Genomic DNA, 15,570 nt, shown 5'->3' with positions numbered 1-15,570 from the left:
GTCAACGCAGCGGCCCGCGGCCGTCGGCGTGCAGCCGGGCCTGCAGCTCGCGTGCCTGCGTGGACCACGCGCCGCCGAGCGCCACGGCCTCGCGGGCTGCCGCCTCGGCCCGGGTGCGCTGCCCGAGCTCCAGGGCGACCGTGCCGAGGTTGATCCACGCCGCGGCATGGCGGTGCTCGCGCGCCGCAGCTTCGAAGCGATCCGCGGCCTCGGCCTTGCGGCCCGCGGCGTAGAGCGCGTTGCCCAGCCCCATCTGCAAGGTGAGCACGCCCGGCCAGCGGGTCAGCGCCCTCTCGTAGGCGCGCACGGCCAGTGCGGGAGGGGCGACCCGCTCGAAGGCGACGAGCGAGCGCACGGCTTCCGCTTCGCCCACGGTGGCGGGCAGACGGCCCGGCGCGAGCGCCACGAAGGCCCAGTGGTCCGAGCGGGCCCAGGTGTGCTCGAAGGTGCGCAGGGCCATCTCCTGCCGCCGCACAGGGCCGGACCGCAGCAGCACGAGCCCTTCGTCGAGGTCGTAGCCCACCACCACGGCGTAGTGCCAGGTGGGCGCCCATTGCAGGCCCAGGTTCTGGAGGATGACGACCGGCGTGCCGGCCGCCACCTCGCGCAGCAGCGCCTCCAGCCTGGGGGGCAGCACATACGCCACCGCCCCTTGCCGGCGCGTGGCCGCGAGCATCTCGGCCTGCAACGAGCCCTGCCGCCCCGGCACGTAGACCTGCGGCACGAGGTCCGGCGGCGTGACGGCGAGCCCCGTGGCCTGCAAGACCGCCGCGAGGGACTCCGGCCCGCACAGGTAGCGCTGGTCCTGAGGGAAGAAGGGCGTGTCCACCAACTCGGCGCGCCGGGGCAGCCCCTCCACCGCCCCGAAGCGCAGCGCAGCCGTCTGGGTCGCGCACCCGCCCAGCAGGGCCAGCGAGGCACCGGCGATCAGAAGGCTTCTGCGCTGCATGGCGGGTCTCCCTCGGGCATCCGGCTGCGCTCGCCGGAAAAGAGCGCCAGCGGGACCGGGGCGGCCGCCCCCGCCGGCGAGCGCGAAAGCCCTCAGCGGATCGAGCGTGTGAACGGGAACACCTTGGTGAAGCCCAGGATGTCCGTGATGAGCAGCAACACGAAGACGAACAGGATGACGCCGAGGACGTCGCCTCCGGCCGGGGCCTGGTCGATCTTCGCCACGAGCGCCGCCGCCTCTTCGTCGCTGAGCGCCGCCACCCGCGCCTTGGCATCCTCGGCGCTCACACCCCACTGTTGCAGGCGGGCCTGGAGCTCGGGGCGGTCGAGTTCGCTCGCCAGCCGCTCGCGGTGCGCCCGCCCGGCTGCGGTGCGGTCGGCGGTCGCCGCCTCCTGCGCCAACTGCTCGGTGGTGATCAGCGTCGTCGCCATGGCGGGACGGGTGAAGGCGCCAAGGGCGAGCGCCAGCGACACCGAACAAGCGGTGACGCGGAGGAATCGGGAGACGGACATCGGGCACTCCTCGGGGGTTGTTGTTCGCAGCGCGGCAGCCCATGGGACGGACGACCACGCCGGGCAATTGTGTTTCAGCCCCCCGGCCCCGCGCGACGTTGCAAGTGAAACAAGACGCTGCAGGAGCGAGTTCTTCCCAAGGCTTTCAGAAGAGCTTGTTTCGACCGCTTACAGTGGCGGGCACGGCGCTCGCGCCGTTTCGCGGGCACCGCTGGCCGGTTTCGCGGGCACCGCGCTCGCTCCGTTTCTCGCTGCGGCGGGCCGCCTCGCCAGCAGGATGCCGTCGGGGCGTCTCTGTTACCCTCGCGGAGATGTCGTCCAGTTCGCCCGTGTCCACCTCTTCTTCCTCGAACTGCTGCGCCCCGGAAGGCTCCACGGCGGCGGCCCGGCCCCGGCGCCCGAGCGCCGGCACGGTCGTCATCGCACTGATGCTGCTGCTGGGCACCCAGCCCATCTCCACCGACCTGTACCTGCCCTCGCTGCCTTCGTTGCCAGGCTACTTCGGGGTGCCGGTGGCGACGGTGCAGTTGACTCTGAGCGTGCTCGTCGTGTGCTTCGGGGCCGCGCAGCTGCCGCTGGGCGCCTTGTCCGACCGCATCGGCCGCCGCCCCGTGCTGCTCGGGGGCCTCGCGCTCTACACGGCCGCCAGCGCCCTGGCGATGGTCGCCACGCACATCGGGGCGCTGGTGGCCTGCCGGGCCGCACAGGGCATCGGCATGGCGGCCTGCGTGGTGGGCGTGCGCGCAATGCTGCGCGACCTCTACGCCCCGCAGGAGGGCGCCCACATGCTGGCCCGGGGCTCCACGTGGATGAGCCTCATCCCGCTGCTCGGGCCCGTGCTCGGCGGCTACATCGAGAGCCACTGGGGCTGGCGCGGCGCATTCGCGGTGCTCACCGTCTTCGGCGCTCTGACCCTGCTCTATGTGGCCACCCGGCTGCCGGAGAGCCTCTCGCGCCGGGGGACCGGGCGCTGGACGGAAGGCTGGAGCGAGATCCTGCGCCATCCCGGCTTCTGGTCGTACACGGCGGTGTCGAGCTTCACGTACGCCGGTCTCTTCAGCTTCATCGCGGGCTCGTCCTTCGTGCTCGTCAAGGTGCTCGGTCTGACGCGGCAGGAGTTCGGCTTCGCCTTCGCGTTCGTGGTCTCGGGCTACCTGATCGGCTCCACGGTGTGCCGGCATCTGATTCCGCGACGCGGGCTGGTGCGCACGCTGCGGCTCGCCGCCTGGGTGAGCCTGGCGGCGGGCACACTGATGGCCGGTCTTGCCTGGGCGGGAGTGCATCATCCGCTGGCGTTGATGGTGCCGCAGTTCGTCTACACGCTGGCGCACGGCCTGCACCAGCCGTGTGCCCAGGTGGGTGCCATCGCCGCCTTCCCCCAACGCGCGGGCACCGCCTCGGCCCTGTCGGGCTTCGTGGGCATGACACTGGCTTTCGGCGTAGGCTACTGGATCGGCTGGAGCTTCGACGGCACCGTCTATCCGCTAGCACTCACCGTGGCCTTCTGGTCCGCGGCGGTGGCGGCGGCAGCGCTGCTGCTCGTTCCCCGGTACGCGCACCACAGCCATGCCGAGTGACCCCTTCTTCGACGCACCCAACGATCGCGTCCCGTACGTCTGCCTCGCAGGGCCGACGGCCTCGGGCAAGACCGCCGCGGCGCTTGCCTTTGCGACGCGGGTGCCGGTCGAGATCGTCAGCGTCGACTCCGCGCTCGTCTATCGCGGCATGGACATCGGCACCGCCAAGCCCACGCTCGCCGAGCGCGAGCGGGTGCCCCATCATCTGATCGACATCCTCGACCCCACCCAGTCGTACTCGGCGGCGCAGTTCGTGGCCGACGCCAAGCGGCTGGTCGATGAGATCCGCGCCCGCGGCCGGCTGCCCCTGCTGGTGGGTGGGACGATGCTGTACTACAAGGCGCTGCTCGAAGGCATCGACGAGCTGCCCGCGGCCGATGTCGCGGTGCGGGCGGAACTGGATCTCTGGGCCGCGCGCGAGGGCTGGCCCGCGCTGCATGCCGAACTGAGCCGGGTGGACCCGGACACCGCCGCGCGGCTCGCTCCCACCGACGCGCAGCGCATCCAGCGGGCGCTGGAGGTGTACCGGATCACCGGCCGTCCGCTTTCGAGCTTCCACACCCGCGCACGCGAAGCCTCCGGCGCCGTGCGCGAAGCCACGGCGGCTCCGCTGGTCTCCCTGGAGCCGAGCGAGCGGGCGTGGCTGCACGATCGCATCGCCGCACGCCTGCATCGGATGCTGGAGGACGGGCTGGTGGACGAGGTGCGCGCCCTGCGAGCGCGGGGGGACCTGAGCCTCATGCTGCCCTCGATGCGGTGCGTGGGATACCGGCAGGTCTGGGAGATGCTGGACGGCGCCTACGACCTCGACGAACTGCCGTCACGGGCCATCGCCGCCACGCGGCAATTGGCCAAGCGCCAGCTCACCTGGTTGCGCGCGATGCCCGAGCGCATGGTGGTGGCCTGCGACCGCGAGGACGCCCTCGACCACGCGGTGGCCGCCTTGCTGCGCGCCGCCCGAGGCTGGGCATGACCGGCGTGGCGACGCTGCCCGTCGTGGAAGTGCGCGCCTTGACCAAGCGCTACGGCGCGCACACCGTCTTCGAGGCCGTGGACCTCACCGTGCGAGCGGGCGAGATCGTCGCGATCGTCGGGGAGTCGGGTGTGGGCAAGTCGACCCTGCTCAACTGCATCGCCGGACTGGACGCCGCCGATAGCGGCGACGTGCGGGTGATGGGCGAGGCCGTCGCCCGACTGCCGGAGGCCGAGCAGGCCCGCCTGCGCCGCCGGCACATCGGCTTCGTCTTCCAGGCGTTCCACGTGCTGCCCCACCTCACCGTGGCCCAGAACGTGGCGCTGCCGCTGCTGCTGCTCGGCGGCGGCGACGACCGCGAGCGGGTGCAGCGGGCGCTCGCGCAGGTGGGCCTGGCCGATCTGGGCGAGCGACTGCCGGCGCAGCTGTCGGGCGGTCAGTTGCAACGCGTGGCCATCGCGCGCGCGCTGATCCACCGCCCCGCGCTGCTGCTGGCCGACGAGCCGTCGGGCAACCTCGACCCGAGGACGGCGGAGTCTGTGCTCGATGCGCTGGTGGAGCAGGTCCGCGGGCACGGCGCGGCCTGCCTGCTGGTGACCCACTCCCCGGCCGCGGCCGCCCGCGCCGACCGCATCCTCGAACTCACTCCGCAGGGGCTGCGGCCTCGCGAGGGCGCCGCAGCGCCTCCGACGCACTGAGTGCCCCGGCGCCCGGACGTCGGCGCATCCCGCCGCAGCCGTACGGCTCCCCGATCATCCCCTCACCCGCCCGCCCCAGTTGAGCAAGGTCAAGGGACGATGCCCGGGTCTTCCCTAGAGTGGAGCCTCGTCTTGACCTCGCTCATGCCATGCCCATCGAACTCTACGCCCGCGGCGATCACCGCTGCCTGATGTTCACCGACCTCATGGACGAGGGCGGCGAAGCCGTGCAGGCCAATCAGTTCCTCATCGTGCACGGTGACACGGGGGCCATCCTCGATCCGGGCGGCAATTTGGCCTACAACGAGCTCTACGTGGGGATGATGCGCTACTTCCCGCCGCACCGGCTGGGCGCGATCCTCGCCTCGCACGCCGATCCCGACATCATTGCGTCCCTCGACCGATGGATGACGGCCACGAGCGCGCCGCTGTACATCTCGCGGGTGTGGGAGCGCTTCGTGCCTCACTTCTGCAAACCGGGCAAGACGGAAGGACGCATCGTCGGCATCCCGGATTCGGGCCAGATCATCCAGGTCGGCGATTGGCAGATCGTCGCACTGCCGGCGCACTTCCTCCATGCCGAGGGCAACTTCCAGTTCTACGACCCGGTCAGCCGCATCCTCTTCTCCGGCGACCTCGGTGCCTCGGCCGCAAGCGGCCGGCAGGCCCAGCAGTCCGTACGGTCCTTGGCCGAGCACGTCCCCCGCATGGAAGCGTTCCACCGCCGCTACATGGTCTCGAACAAGGTCCTGCGGCACTGGGCGCGCATGGTGCGCGAACTCGACATCGAGATGATCGTGCCCCAGCACGGCGCGCCGATGGAAGGCCCCGCCGTGCAGGAGTTCATCGACTGGGTCGAAGGGCTGAGCTGCGGCATCGACCTGATGAGCGACGCCAACTACGCGGTGCCGGCGGGCGCGACACGCTTGCGCCGCAACCACACGGGCGCGGCGCTGCTCGGCTGAGGGCAAAAGCGCGCTGCGGGGCTCTGTCCTTCTCCGGAGCAACGGACAGCGAGCGCGACTCCGACGCGGCCTGCCCTTGACGGCACACGGGCCGCACAGGGCCGACAATGGGTCTGGCCATGTCGTCCCTCCCTGCCCCCGACCCGACCTCGAGCGCCTGGCGCGCCCCGCCCGGCGTGGTACGCGCGCTGGTGCGCCGCTACGCGTGGCCCGAGTGGCGCCTGCACCCCTGGCGCCACGCGACGGTGGTCGTCGCGGTGCTGCTCGGCGTCGCGCTCGCGTGGTCGGTTCACCTCATCAACCGCTCCGCCCTCGCGGAATTCAGCCAGGCGGTGCGCGCCGTCAATGGCGAACCCGACCTCGAACTGCGCGCCGCCGCCGGCTCCTTCGACGAACAGGTGTACGCGCGGGCAGCCCGGCATCCGCAAGTGCAGGTCGCCAGCCCCGTGGTGGAAGTGCAGACGCAGGCGCGCGTGCCGGCGGCCGACACCGCATCCGCAGGCCCGAGCGTCGGAGTGCGCGTGCTCGGCATCGACGCCCTCGTGGCCCCTGCCATCGCCCCTCGACTGCTCCCGCGGGCGGCCGAAAGGCAGGATCGGCTGGCGCTGGTGGACCCCGGACTCGTCTTTCTCAACCCGGCCGCACAGCGAGTCCTCGGCGTACAGCCGGGTGACCGGCTCGAACTGCGCGCCGGCACGCAATGGCGTGCGTGGAAGGTGGCGGGCAATGTCGGTGCGGGCGGCGGACCCCTCGTCGTCATGGACATCGCGGGGGCGCAGGAGGCCTTCGGATTGCTCGGCCGCGTGAGCCGCATCGACCTGAAGCTCGCCCCCGGTGCCGACGGCGCCGCCCTGCTGGACGCGCTCGCGCTGCCTGCCGGTGTACGGGGCATCGCCCCCGGCGCGGCCGAGGAGCGCATCTCGCACCTCTCGCGCGCCTACCGCGTCAACCTCACGGTGCTCGCCTTTGTCGCGCTCTTCACCGGGGGCTTTCTCGTCTTCTCGGTGCTGGCGCTCTCGGTCGCCAAACGCAGTGCGCAACTGGCGCTGCTCGGCGTGCTGGGGCTCACCGCGCGCGAGCGACGCCAGTTGGTGCTGGCCGAGGCGGCCTTCCTCGGCGGCGTGGGAAGCGCGGCCGGGCTGGCCGCCGGCACGGGCTTGGCGAGCCTCGCGTTGCGGTTCTTCGGCGGAGACCTGGGGGGCGGCTACTTCACCGGCGTACAACCGAGCTTGCAGTGGTCCACCCCTGCGGGCGGCGCCCACCTCGCGCTCGGCGTGGCCGCCGCGCTGGCCGGGGCGTGGCTGCCGGCCCGGCAAGCCGAGCGCCTGCCGCCTGCGCAGGCACTCAAGGGCCTGGGCAGCGTGCCCTCGGCGGTGGAGCGGCGTTGGCGCCGGGCGGGCGGGCTGGCCCTGCTGGCGGCCGGCGCGCTGCTGGCATTGCTGCCGCCCGTGGCGGGCTTGCCGTTGTTCGCATATGCCTCGGTGGCCTGTCTGCTCCTGGGCGGGATCGCCTGTGTGCCGGAGGCCGTCACGCTGGCGCTGGGGCGCCTGCGGGCACGCCGGCCCGAGACCCTGCTCGCGCTCGAGCGCGCCCGGCGGCAGCGCCATACGGCGACGACGGCCGTCGCCGGGGTGGTGGCGAGCCTGAGTCTGTCGGTGGCACTCACGGTGATGGTCGGCAGCTTCCGCGCGTCGGTCTCGCAGTGGCTGGACCAGGTGCTGCCCGCACCGCTCTACGTGCGCGCCGGCCTGAGCCCGGCCGGAAGCGAGGGGGCCTTTCTCGACGAGGGCCTGGTCGACGCCATCGCCGGACTGCCGGGTGTGGCCCGTGTGGAGCCTCTTCGCGTGACCCCGCTGCTGCTCAAGCCCCAGCGACCGCCCGTGGCCTTGATCGCACGCGCGCTGGACGATCCGGCCCGGCAGCTGCCGCTGGCAGGGCGAAGCCGCCTGCTCGACGAGCGCGAACGGCCCGACGGCGCCGTCGCGGCCTTCGTCAGCGAGGCGATGGTGGACCTCTACGACCTGCAGCCCGGACAGCGCCTGCCCCTGCCGTTGGGCTCCGGCCTCGAAATCTGGGTGCAGGGCGTGTGGCGCGACTACGTGCGCCAGCACGGCTCCATCGTGATCGCACGCGCCGCCTATGTGCGGGCCACCGGCGATACACGGGTGAACGACCTGGCGCTGTGGCCCGACGCGGGCCTCGACCTGGCCGAACTGCAAGCCCGTGTGAGGGCCCTTCCCGGTGCACAGACGCTCGAGTTCACCTCAGCGCAGACGATCCGCAGCGCCTCGCTTCGCATCTTCGACCGCAGTTTCGCCGTCACCTACTGGCTGCAGGCGGTGGCCATCGCGATCGGGCTCTTCGGCATCGCGGCAACCACTTCCGCCCAGACGCTTGCACGTCGCAAGGAATTCGGCCTGTTGCGGCACCTCGGGTTCACACGCTCGCAGGTGATGCGGCTCGTCGCGCTCGAGGGCCTGGCGTGGACGACCGTCGGCGCGCTGTGGGGTACCGCGCTCGGTATCGCCGTGAGTGCCGTGCTGGTGCATGTCGTCAATCCGCAGAGCTTTCACTGGACGATGGAGCTGCAGTTGCCCTTCGCCCGCCTGGCCGCGCTGGCGCTCACCGTCGTGGCGGCCGGCACGGCCACCGCCTGGTGGGCTGCGCGAGCCGCGATCCGGCACGACGTCGTGCTGGCCGTCAAGGAGGACTGGTGATGGATCGCCGCACGTGGCTCGTGGCCACCCTGAGCGCGGCCCTCGTGCCCCCCTGCAGCCGAGCCGCCGCGCCCGCCCCCCGGGTGCGGGCCGGCGTGGCATTGCGGTTCCCGCGCGATCACGGCGCCCACCCGGAGTACCGCATCGAGTGGTGGTACATGACGGGTGTGCTGCGGTCGGCCGAGCGCCGCCTCTATGGGTTCCAGGTCACGTTCTTCCGCTCCCGCACGCAGGTCGACCCCCAGCACCCCAGCCGCTTCGCCGCCTCGCAGCTGCTGTTCGCCCATGCGGCGGTCACGGATGTCGCGGCCGGCCGCTTGATGCACGATCAGCGCCTGGCGCGCGCCGGCTTCGGCGTGGCGGCCGCCGCGCTGGAAGACACCGACGTGCACTTGCGCGACTGGCAGCTGCGCCGCGAGGCGGTGGGCCCGCACTACCGCGCTCACCTCGCGGCCCACGAGTTCACGCTCGACCTGCGGGCCGACGAGACCCAGCCCGTGCTGCTTCAGGGCGACGCCGGCTACTCGCGCAAGGGCCCCGAGCCGGAACAGGCGAGCTACTACTACTCCAAACCCCAGCTCGCCGTGCACGGGGAGCTTTCGCTCGGCGGGCACCGCCAGGCCGTGCAGGGGCGCGCCTGGCTGGACCACGAATGGAGCGAGGCGCTCATGCATCCGGAGGCGGTCGGCTGGGACTGGATCGGCATGAATCTGGACGACGGTGCGGCGCTGACCGCCTTTCAACTGCGCCGGCGCGACGGCACGGCTTTGTGGGCAGGCGGCAGCTATCGTGCGGCATCCCGAGAGGCCCGCGCCTTCGCCGTCCACGAAGTGCGCTTCGTGCCGCAGCGGTGGTGGCGCAGCCCTCTGACCGGGGCGCACTATCCGGTCGAGTGGTGGGTCGAGACGCCGCTGGGGCGCCACCGCGTGCGTGCTCGGGTCGACGCCCAGGAGCTGGACAGCCGGGCCTCGACCGGCGCCGTGTACTGGGAGGGGCTCAGTGAGCTCCTCGGCGCCGACGGCCGGCGGCTCGGCCACGGTTACCTGGAGATGACCGGCTACGTGGACCGGCTGCGGCTGTGAGGCCGTCCCTCATGAACGACACCACCCTTCCACCTCCTGCGAAACGCATCTCGTCGCTGCGGCAACTCGCCCCTTTCGTGCGGCCATACCGAGGCCGCGTCGTGGCCGCCGCGGTGTTCCTGCTGCTCGCTGCGCTCACCACGCTCGTCTTTCCCCTCGCGTTGCGCGGGCTCATCGACCAGGGCCTGGTCGCCACGCCCGCCCCCGAGCGCCTGCTCGCGCTGCGCGGGCATTTCGCCGAGCTGTTCGCCGTCGGCGCGGCGCTCGGCGTCTTTTCCGCGGCCCGGTTCTACGTGGTGAGCTGGCTCGGCGAGCGCATCACCGCCGACTTGCGCGCCGCGGTGTATGGCCACGTCGTGGGGCAAAGCCCCGAGTTCTTCGAGACCACCCGCACGGGCGAGGTGCTGTCGCGGCTCACCACCGACACCACCTTGGTGCAGACCGTGGTGGGCTCCAGCCTCTCGATGGGCCTGCGCAACCTGGTGATGGGCGTGGGCGCGCTCGTGATGCTCGTGGTCACCAATCCCTACGTCATGACGCAGGTCATGGGCATTCTCCTGCTGGTGGTGCTGCCGGCCCTGGTCATCGGCCGGCGCGTGCGCAAGCTCTCGCGCGCCAGCCAGGACCGCGTGGCCGACTCCAGCGCCATCGCCGCCGAGGTGCTGAACGCGATTCCCGTGGTGCAGAGCTTCGCGCAGGAGCCCCACGAGGCCCGGCGCTTCGCGGCGGCCACCGAGCAGGCCTTCGCCACCGCCATCCGTCGCACACGCGCCCGCGCCGCAATGGTGGCCTTCGTCATCACGGCCACCTTCGGCGCGTTGCTGTGGGGCCTCTATCAGGGCACACAGGCCGTGCTGCGGGGCGACATCACCCCCGGGCATCTCGGCCAGACCATCGTCTACGTGGTGCTGCTGGTCAGCTCGGTCGCCGTGCTCGCCGAGGTCTGGGGGGACTTGCTGCGCGCCGCCGGCGCCACCGAGCGCCTGATGGAACTGCTGGCCACGCGCTCGCCGATCCAGGACCCCCCCATGCCCCGGGCCCTGCCGCCCGCCCGTGGCGGCTCCTCCCTCCGGCTCGACCGCGTGACCTTCGCCTACCCCTCGCGGCCGCAGCGGCCCGCCCTGCAGGACCTGAGCCTGGACGTGCGTCCGGGCGAAACCGTGGCTCTCGTGGGCCCGAGCGGTGCGGGCAAGAGCACGCTGTTCCAGCTCCTGCTGCGCTTCTACGATGCCCAGGCCGGCCGCATCGAGATCGACGGCGTGCCCGTCGCCGAGGTCGCACTGCGCGAGCTGCGGGCGCGCATCGGCCTCGTCCCGCAGGACACCGTCATCTTCTCCGCCGACGCGATGGCGAACATCCGCTACGCCCGTCCGCAGGCGAGCGACGAGGAAGTGATCGCCGCTGCACGCGCCGCTCACGCGGACGAGTTCCTGCGCAGCTTGCCGCAGGGCTATCGCACGTTCCTCGGCGAGCGCGGGGTGCGGCTCTCCGGGGGGCAGCGCCAGTGCATCGCGATCGCCCGCGCGATCCTCAAGAACGCACCCCTGCTGTTGCTCGACGAGGCCACGAGCGCCCTCGATGCGCACAGCGAGCGGCTGGTGCAGGAGGCGCTCGAGGAAGCAATGCGCGGGCGCACCACGCTCGTCATCGCGCACCGGCTCGCGACGGTGCAGCGCGCCGACCGCATCGTCGTGCTCGAGCACGGCCGGGTCGTGGAAACCGGCACGCACACCGAACTGCTCGCCCGCGGCGGCCTGTACGCCCGCCTCGCCGCCCTCCAGTTTCAGATGGACTAGGGCCTGTTAACACTATCGCAACGATTCGACGATCAGTGCGAAGTGGATGAAGGCCGCGAACATGACGTCGAGCTTGTCGAAGCGGCTGAAGATGCGGCGGAATCCTTTCAGACGGCGGAACAGGCGCTCGATTTCGTTGCGGCGCTTGTAGATCTCGGTGTTGTACGCCCATGGCTGGGCCCGCAGCGGATGCGGGGGCACGACCGGATCCAGGCCCAGATCCAGCGCGAGCTGCCGGGTTTCATTGCCCTCGTAGGCGCGATCCATGACCAGATGACAGCGCGCGGGCAGGGGTGGCAGGGCATGCAGCAGGGCGCGACCGGCTGGGGCATCGCCCGCCTGGCCCGGCGAAAGCGAGAAGGCTAACGCGCAGCGGGAATCCGCGGCAGCCATATGAATTTTGGTGGTCCAGCCTGCGCGGGAGCGGCCGATGGCCTGCGGGCCGTTCGTGCGCCGGTGCCGTCCGGGTGGACCTTGACGATCGTACTGTCCAGGCTGACCGCCTCCAGCCGCACCCGGACCAGCTGTTCGGCCTGCATGCGCTCGAAGACCCGATCCAGGACCCCGGCCTTGGCCCACCGGTTCATCCGCGTGTAGATCGTGTGCCAGTTGCCGAACCGCTTGGGCAGGGCCCGCCACTTGCAGCCATTTTCGGCCACGAACAGGATCGCGTTGAGCACTTGAAGGTTGTCCAGCGACACATTGCCCCGCTGCCGCGGCAGGCAATCCTCGATACGCGCGAATTGCGCAGGCGTAAGTTCCATGCGCAGTATGTTAGCACGTAGTGTTAACAGGCCCTAGGCGGCATACTCCCTGGAGGTTGTACGGCTGAAGCCTGAAACGATCAGGAGCACATTGATGACCGAAAAGACGGCCGTCCATAACAGCGGAATGGCCACGAAACCCATCCACATAATCTGGGTCTCGCTACACGGCGTGATCGGCGAGCAAGAAGCTACGTCGACCGGCATCGTCACTGAGGTCCGCAGCAGATGGACAACGGAGACGAGCCATCCAGCGCTCGCCAGAGGCAGTGCATAGAACACGACGTGCCGGTCGAAGAGGAACAGCCCCACCATGAGGACCGGAGTGAGCGGAAACATGAAGAGGCGCAGATACCAGCAAATGACGCAGGGCTCAATTCGCAGGTATTCACTCAGGTAAAGCGCGCCGATCATCGACAGGGCGGCGATCGACCAACCCACCAAAACCAGCATCCAGCTGATGCCGAAAAGGCCTCCCGCCGATGGGCGATCGTGGATGTTCATCGACTTGGATCTCGCAAGAGTAGGGCAGGTATCAGGGGCTGACTCGCGAGGTATCGGCGATGCCGCTCGCGCGGATGGACTCGTCCCCCCGCGGGCGCCGCGCACACCATCACCGTAGCCACGATCCAACTCGCCCACGCTACCCGCCACGTGGGGACGGGTCAAGGCCTTGCGCACGCAACGGAAATACTGAAACCGACGGTTGTCGTGCCGCCGGTGGAGCGGACAAACGGGGTGCCTCCATGCATGCGCGCGATCGCTGCCACGATCGCCAGCCCGAGTCCGTGATGGGTGTCCCCATGTTCGCGTGCCCGGTCCACCCGATAGAAGCGGTCGAAGAGCCGGGGCAAATGTTCCGCAGGGATCACCGGCCCGTCATTGCTGACGGACAAGCGGATGCCACCGAAAGCGTCCGGCTCGATGTCGATGTCAATCACCGACCCGCGCTCCGCGAAGCGCGTCGCATTGGCGAGAAGGTTTGACAGGGCCCGCCGCAACAACGCCGCGTCGAAGGCGCCCCCGCCGTCGCCGCGCACGCGCACACTCACGTCCGCCTCCTGCAACGCGGCCTCGTGGAATTCGACCACCTCGGCAGCAAGTCCGGCGAGACTGTCGACAGGGCTCCGACGGGCACGCTCGCCACGATCGGCCTTCGACAGGAACAGCATGTCGTTGATGAGGCCCGCCAAGCGGTGCAGATCCTCCAGGTTCGATCCCAGCACGTCCCGCAACTCGGGAATGCCGCGTTCGCGGCTCAGGGCGAGTTCGGTCTCGCCGATCAGTGTCGCCAGCGGCGTGCGCAGTTCGTGGGCGACGTCCGCATTGAAGCCCTCCAGTTGCCGGTATGCGTTGTCCAGCCGTACAAGCAGCGCGTTGAACTGCACGACCAGCGGCTGCAGTTCCTGCGCCTGCGCGGAACCGTCCAGCGGCTGTCCGACGTTTTCCGGACTGAGCGCGGCCGCTTGTCGAGCGAGGTCGCGAACGGGCAACAACGCACGTCGCACGAGCCATGCGCCGCCGGCGGAGACCACCACCGCACCGGCCAGCGCACTTGCGAACAGCGTCCATGCCAACTGCTTCAGCAGCCGGGCATCGGAACTGCCGTCGAGGGTCAGCTCCGCATGCAGCACGGTTTCGGGTCGCCACGGCGAAGGAATTTCGAACTCGACTCGCCGCAGATCGGCCCGCGTCTCCGGTGCGGTTGTGGTCGTATAAATGAGCGTGTCGGCGGACCCCGTCAGCCGCAGCCTCAGATCGGTGTGCCCGACAAAGAAGTCATCGAGTTTGTGGCGCAGGCTCGGCACATCCTCCTGCGTGGCGATTTCCCGGACGAGATGGCGGATCACCTCCTGCTTGTGCCGCAGCTCCTCGGTTTGCTTGGCGGAAAAGTTGAGGCTGGTCGCTCCATATACTATGATGCAGACCAGTCCGAGCCCGATGAAGGTCTGCACTGCGAGCCACCACGACAGCCAGCGACCGAGCGAACGCGGATTGCGCATCCTCAGGGTTCCCGGTCTTCGAGGACGTAGCCCATGCCGCGCACGGTATGCAGCAGTCTCTTCTCGAAGGGATCATCGATCTTGCTGCGCAAGCGGCGCACCGCCACTTCGACGACGTTCGTGTTGCTGTCGAAGTTCATGTCCCACACCTGCTCGGCCAGCGCGGTGCGCGACAGCACCTGCCCGGGCCGGCGCAACAGCAAGGTCAGCAGCGTGAATTCCTTGGCCGTCAGATCGAGGCGCTGACCGGCGCGCGACGCCTTGCGCCGCACCAGATCGAGCTCGAGGTCGGCCAGTTTGAGAACGGTGGAATCCTGACCCGGCGTCGGAATGGCGCCACGCCGCAACAGCGCCTGCACGCGTGCGAGCAGTTCGGACAGGGCGAAGGGCTTTACGAGATAGTCGTCCGCGCCCGCCTGCAGCCCCTTCACGCGATCCTCCACCTTGTCCCGCGCGGTGAGCATCAGCACCGGTACGTGCTTGTCGCGTCGCAGTTCGCGCAGGACGGCGAAACCATCCAGGCCCGGCAACATGACATCGAGCAGGACGAGATCGTAATGCCCTTCGATCGCGAGGTAGCGGCCCTCGGTGCCGCTGCGCGCGACATCGACGACGTAGCTGCTTTCGGTCAGCGCCTTGCGCAGGTATTCGGCGAGCTTCGGCTCGTCTTCGACGACCAGGATCTTCATGCGCGAATTATCGCGGAGGCGGCGGCGCGTCGGCATTACGAATTCGTAATCGGGCTGTTCGCGATTCGACGTGGACGGTTTTCTACAGTACGCCCCGTACCCGGCCGATGGCGTACCCGGCCGATGGCGTATGCAGCGGCCACCGCCGGGACGCATGTCCCGTGTCAACGATAGGAGCCGCATCATGTCAAAAATCCGAACCGCCACCGTCCTCCCTATCCTCGCTGTCGTCCTGATCGTGCCGAGCGTCGCTCAAGCGAACTCCGAATGGCATTTCACCGGCGGCGAGGTGGGTTACACCTCTTTTCCCGATCATGTGAAAAGCACCAAAACGCGTGCCGAAGTGTTGCGTGAGCTCGAGCAGGCCAAGGCGGACAATCCGTCCCCATGCGCCGCTGGTTCGCGATTCTCTTCCTGCTGTTTCTGCCAATCCAACTCAGTTGGGCGGCAGTGAGTGCGTATTGCGAGCATGAAGCCGGTGTTGCGGCGGACCATCTCGGCCACCACGAGCATAAGCATCAGGGCGAGGTCGACGGCGAGTCCTGGCCCAAGGCCGGCGGAATCGATGTCGACTGCAGTTTCTGCCATGCGGCCAGTTGCACCGCGTTGCCGAGCGGCACGGGATTGCCGGCCCTCGACCTCGTGATTGCGACGACCCGCGGGGGAGCCCAAGCGTGGCTCCTTGCCGGGCATTTCTCGGAACCAGAGCGCCCCAAGTGGCGACACCCTGCCTGATCGGCAGGGCGGTCGCATCCATTCTCTTTCCGGCAGTTTCACCGTTCTGAACGGCATTGCCGTGCGTCCATTGCGATCGAGCTGATCGCGCCTTGCCGATTTTCAGTGTC

The 15,570-nt window shown here is 69.9% G+C and carries 14 protein-coding genes and 1 pseudogene; 9 read left to right on the top strand and 6 right to left on the bottom strand.

Annotated elements, in window-relative coordinates:
* Nucleotide 1 precedes the first annotated feature (1 nt).
* The gene (locus OMP39_RS05955) at nt 2-949 is read right to left on the bottom strand and encodes a PA2778 family cysteine peptidase (protein WP_264893931.1); all 948 of its coding nucleotides are present in this window, start codon (nt 947-949) and stop codon (nt 2-4) included.
* Nucleotides 950-1,041: 92 nt separating this feature from the next.
* Entirely contained in the window at nt 1,042-1,461 is a 420-nt protein-coding gene (locus OMP39_RS05950) for a PA2779 family protein (protein ID WP_264893930.1), read from the bottom strand.
* 329 nt (nt 1,462-1,790) lie between these two features.
* Between OMP39_RS05950 and OMP39_RS05945 the strand changes: the two genes are divergently transcribed.
* The 7 genes from OMP39_RS05945 (at nt 1,791) to OMP39_RS05915 (ending at nt 11,269) form a co-directional block, all read left to right on the top strand.
* Nucleotides 1,791-3,038 carry a multidrug effflux MFS transporter gene (locus tag OMP39_RS05945; protein ID WP_264893929.1) on the top strand — a complete coding sequence of 416 codons (1,248 nt, stop codon included), beginning with the start codon at nt 1,791-1,793 and terminating at the stop codon, nt 3,036-3,038.
* Nucleotides 3,028-4,011: a tRNA (adenosine(37)-N6)-dimethylallyltransferase MiaA gene (gene miaA / locus OMP39_RS05940; protein WP_264893928.1), complete on the top strand. Its 984-nt coding sequence runs from the start codon at nt 3,028-3,030 to the stop codon at nt 4,009-4,011. Before OMP39_RS05945 ends, miaA begins: the two co-directional genes overlap by 11 nt.
* Nucleotides 4,008-4,709 carry an ABC transporter ATP-binding protein gene (locus OMP39_RS05935; RefSeq protein WP_264893927.1) on the top strand — a complete coding sequence of 234 codons (702 nt, stop codon included), beginning with the start codon at nt 4,008-4,010 and terminating at the stop codon, nt 4,707-4,709. The genes miaA and OMP39_RS05935 overlap by 4 nt, the downstream gene beginning before the upstream one ends.
* A gap of 149 nt (nt 4,710-4,858) precedes the next feature.
* Complete coding sequence (locus tag OMP39_RS05930) at nt 4,859-5,674, top strand: oxygen-binding di-iron domain-containing protein (protein WP_264893926.1); 816 nt, start codon at nt 4,859-4,861, stop codon at nt 5,672-5,674.
* Nucleotides 5,675-5,793: 119 nt separating this feature from the next.
* Nucleotides 5,794-8,391 (top strand): ABC transporter permease, encoded by a 2,598-nt coding sequence (locus OMP39_RS05925; RefSeq protein ID WP_264893924.1) that lies wholly within the window; start codon nt 5,794-5,796, stop codon nt 8,389-8,391.
* Nucleotides 8,391-9,473 carry a lipocalin-like domain-containing protein gene (locus OMP39_RS05920; protein ID WP_264893922.1) on the top strand — a complete coding sequence of 361 codons (1,083 nt, stop codon included), beginning with the start codon at nt 8,391-8,393 and terminating at the stop codon, nt 9,471-9,473. The genes OMP39_RS05925 and OMP39_RS05920 overlap by 1 nt, the downstream gene beginning before the upstream one ends.
* An 11-nt stretch (nt 9,474-9,484) precedes the next feature.
* Nucleotides 9,485-11,269: an ABC transporter transmembrane domain-containing protein gene (locus OMP39_RS05915; protein WP_264893920.1), complete on the top strand. Its 1,785-nt coding sequence runs from the start codon at nt 9,485-9,487 to the stop codon at nt 11,267-11,269.
* A 12-nt stretch (nt 11,270-11,281) separates the two neighbouring features.
* Here the strand turns inward: OMP39_RS05915 and OMP39_RS05910 are convergent.
* The 4 genes and pseudogenes from OMP39_RS05910 to OMP39_RS05895 form a co-directional block, all read right to left on the bottom strand.
* Nucleotides 11,282-12,033 (bottom strand): annotated as a pseudogene (locus tag OMP39_RS05910) (IS5 family transposase).
* A 33-nt stretch (nt 12,034-12,066) separates the two neighbouring features.
* Nucleotides 12,067-12,537: a disulfide bond formation protein B gene (locus OMP39_RS05905; RefSeq protein WP_264893919.1), complete on the bottom strand. Its 471-nt coding sequence runs from the start codon at nt 12,535-12,537 to the stop codon at nt 12,067-12,069.
* A 161-nt stretch (nt 12,538-12,698) separates the two neighbouring features.
* Nucleotides 12,699-14,036 (bottom strand): heavy metal sensor histidine kinase, encoded by a 1,338-nt coding sequence (locus OMP39_RS05900; RefSeq protein WP_264893917.1) that lies wholly within the window; start codon nt 14,034-14,036, stop codon nt 12,699-12,701.
* Nucleotides 14,037-14,038: 2 nt separating this feature from the next.
* Nucleotides 14,039-14,725: a heavy metal response regulator transcription factor gene (locus tag OMP39_RS05895; protein WP_264893916.1), complete on the bottom strand. Its 687-nt coding sequence runs from the start codon at nt 14,723-14,725 to the stop codon at nt 14,039-14,041.
* 130 nt (nt 14,726-14,855) lie between these two features.
* Between OMP39_RS05895 and OMP39_RS15380 the strand changes: the two genes are divergently transcribed.
* Both OMP39_RS15380 and OMP39_RS05890 read left to right on the top strand, forming a co-directional pair.
* Nucleotides 14,856-15,179, top strand: a complete 324-nt coding sequence (locus OMP39_RS15380; RefSeq protein WP_342454882.1) for a DUF4148 domain-containing protein — start codon at nt 14,856-14,858, stop codon at nt 15,177-15,179.
* Entirely contained in the window at nt 15,113-15,460 is a 348-nt protein-coding gene (locus OMP39_RS05890; protein WP_264894643.1) for a hypothetical protein, read from the top strand. Before OMP39_RS15380 ends, OMP39_RS05890 begins: the two co-directional genes overlap by 67 nt.
* The last annotated feature ends 110 nt before the right edge of the window (nt 15,461-15,570 follow it).

Origin of the sequence: Schlegelella aquatica (assembly GCF_026013905.1) — a bacterium.
Taxonomy (GTDB): Bacteria; Pseudomonadota; Gammaproteobacteria; order Burkholderiales; family Burkholderiaceae_C; genus Caldimonas; species Caldimonas aquatica.
Note: the sequence above shows the minus strand (reverse complement) of the source record. Positions and strands in the feature narration are given on the sequence as shown.

Excerpts from the sequence above, each read along its gene's own strand:
- OMP39_RS05920 (WP_264893922.1), top strand. The coding sequence starts at position 8,391 with ATGGATCGCCGCACGTGGCTCGTGGCCACCCTGAGCGCGGCCCTCGTG.
- OMP39_RS05890 (WP_264894643.1), top strand. The coding sequence starts at position 15,113 with ATGCGCCGCTGGTTCGCGATTCTCTTCCTGCTGTTTCTGCCAATCCAA.
- OMP39_RS05925 (WP_264893924.1), top strand. The coding sequence starts at position 5,794 with ATGTCGTCCCTCCCTGCCCCCGACCCGACCTCGAGCGCCTGGCGCGCC.
- OMP39_RS15380 (WP_342454882.1), top strand. The coding sequence starts at position 14,856 with ATGCAGCGGCCACCGCCGGGACGCATGTCCCGTGTCAACGATAGGAGC.
- OMP39_RS05955 (WP_264893931.1), bottom strand. The coding sequence starts at position 949 with ATGCAGCGCAGAAGCCTTCTGATCGCCGGTGCCTCGCTGGCCCTGCTG.
- OMP39_RS05905 (WP_264893919.1), bottom strand. The coding sequence starts at position 12,537 with ATGAACATCCACGATCGCCCATCGGCGGGAGGCCTTTTCGGCATCAGC.
- OMP39_RS05900 (WP_264893917.1), bottom strand. The coding sequence starts at position 14,036 with ATGCGCAATCCGCGTTCGCTCGGTCGCTGGCTGTCGTGGTGGCTCGCA.
- OMP39_RS05935 (WP_264893927.1), top strand. The coding sequence starts at position 4,008 with ATGACCGGCGTGGCGACGCTGCCCGTCGTGGAAGTGCGCGCCTTGACC.
- OMP39_RS05895 (WP_264893916.1), bottom strand. The coding sequence starts at position 14,725 with ATGAAGATCCTGGTCGTCGAAGACGAGCCGAAGCTCGCCGAATACCTG.
- OMP39_RS05915 (WP_264893920.1), top strand. The coding sequence starts at position 9,485 with ATGAACGACACCACCCTTCCACCTCCTGCGAAACGCATCTCGTCGCTG.
- OMP39_RS05950 (WP_264893930.1), bottom strand. The coding sequence starts at position 1,461 with ATGTCCGTCTCCCGATTCCTCCGCGTCACCGCTTGTTCGGTGTCGCTG.
- OMP39_RS05930 (WP_264893926.1), top strand. The coding sequence starts at position 4,859 with ATGCCCATCGAACTCTACGCCCGCGGCGATCACCGCTGCCTGATGTTC.
- miaA (WP_264893928.1), top strand. The coding sequence starts at position 3,028 with ATGCCGAGTGACCCCTTCTTCGACGCACCCAACGATCGCGTCCCGTAC.